We start from the raw sequence: 2,054 nt of genomic DNA, 5'->3' as shown, positions 1-2,054 counted from the left end.
GACCTGTCGGGCAATCCGACCTTCGGCGAACTGCTGGCGCGCGTGAAGCGCGTCGCGCTGGACGGCTACAGCCGCCAGGAGATTCCGTTCGAGCAGGTGGTGGACTCGCTCGAGCTCGAACGCAACCTGGGCCGCACGCCGGTGTTCCAGGTCGTGTTCGCGTACGAGAAAGCGCAATCCCGGGCGGTGAGCTTCCCCGGTCTCGTGGCCACGCCGGTGGCGGTGGAGACCCACACCGCGAAGTTCGACCTCACGCTTCATGTTCAGGATGCCGACGACGGCCTCGCGGGCTCGCTGGAATACAACCTGGATCTGTTCGACGCCGCCACGATCGATCGCATGGCGGAACACTTCCGCACGCTCGTCGATGCCGTGATCGCCGATCCGGACCGGCCGCTCGGTGCGCTGTCGTTGTCGAATGACACGGAGCGGAACCTGCTGACCGTCGAGTGGAACCGCACCGACACGGATTTCGGCGAGGCCGCCGCACAACCGCTGCATCGCCTGTTCGAGCAGCAGGTCGAGCGCACGCCCGATGCCGTCGCTGTCGTCTTCGATGACACCGCGCTCACCTACGCCGAACTCAACCTGCGCGCCAACCGCCTCGCCCACCACCTCATCGCGCTCGGCGTCGGCGCCGATGCACTCGTCGGCGTCGCCATGGAGCGCTCCCTCGACATGAGCGTCGCATTGCTCGCGATCCTCAAGGCCGGCGGCGCCTACGTCCCCGTCGACCCCGACTACCCCGCCGAGCGCGTGCGCTTCATGATCGACCACGCGCAGTTGCGCTGGCTCCTCACCCAGCAGCACGTGCTTGACGCGCTGCCCGACACCGACGCGCACGTGATCGTCGTCGATCGCGACGCGCTCGACCTCGATGCCGCGGCGACGTCCAACCCCGCACCCGCGCTGAACGGCGACAACCTCGCCTACATGATCTACACGTCCGGCTCGACCGGCCGCCCCAAGGGCGCGCTCAACACCCACCGCGCGATCACCAACCGCATCCTCTGGATGCAGCACGCCTATGCCCTCGGCGCCGACGATGCCGTGCTGCAGAAGACCCCGTTCAGCTTCGACGTCTCGGTCTGGGAACTCTTCTGGCCGCTCGTCACCGGCGCGCGCCTCGTGTTCGCCCGCCCCGGCGGCCAGCGCGAGACCGACTACCTGGTCGAGCTCATCGAGCGCGAACGCATCACCACGATCCATTTCGTGCCGTCGATGCTGCGCGCGTTCCTCGATCATCCGGACCTCGACGCGCACTGCGCGTCGCTGCGCCGCGTCGTGTGCAGCGGCGAAGCCTTGCCCCACGACCTGCAGCAGCGTTGCCTCGAGCGCCTGGACGTCGAGCTCTACAACCTCTACGGCCCCACCGAGGCCGCCGTCGACGTGACCGCGTGGGAATGCCGGCGCGACGATCCGCACCGCATCGTGCCGATCGGCAGGCCCATCGCCAACACCCGCCTCTATATCGTCGATGCGCAGATGCAGCCCACGCCGATCGGCGTGGCCGGCGAATTGCTGATCGGCGGCACGCCGGTCGGGCGCGGCTACCACGGCGAACCCGAACTGAGCGCCGAAAAGTTCATCGCCGATCCGTTCTCCGCCGACCCGCTCGCGCGCCTCTATCGCACCGGCGACCTCGCACGCTACCGGCACGACGGCAACATCGAGTTCCTCGGCCGCATCGATCACCAGATCAAGCTGCGCGGCCTGCGCATCGAACCCGGTGAAATCGAGGCGGCGCTGACGTCGCACCCGCTGGTCGATGCCGCCGTCGTCGCGCTGCGCGGCGTGGACGACGGCGCGAGACTGGTCGGATGGCTGTGCTCGTCGCACCCCGAAGCCGAACTGATCGAAGCGGTGCGCGGCCACCTGCGGCAGCGGCTGCCGGATTACATGGTGCCCTCCGCGTTCGTCGTCGTGAGCGCGTTCGAGCATCTGCCCAACGGCAAGCTCGATCGCACCAGGCTGCCCGAACCCGGCGACGGCCTGGACCACGTTGCGCCCGTCAACGCGCTCGAAGCGCAGTTGGCGGCCATCTGGCAGGAAGT

1 protein-coding gene is annotated in these 2,054 nt (G+C 68.5%); it reads left to right on the top strand.

Translation table 11 applies throughout. The features are described from left to right. On the top strand, positions 1-2,054 hold a 2,054-nt coding region (locus ACWDD7_RS37585), incomplete at both ends, for a non-ribosomal peptide synthetase (RefSeq protein WP_450460701.1).

This window comes from Streptomyces sp. NPDC001056 (assembly GCF_053598955.1).
The sequence above is the reverse complement of the archived record's forward strand: the minus strand, read 5'-3'. Positions and strand labels throughout refer to the sequence as shown.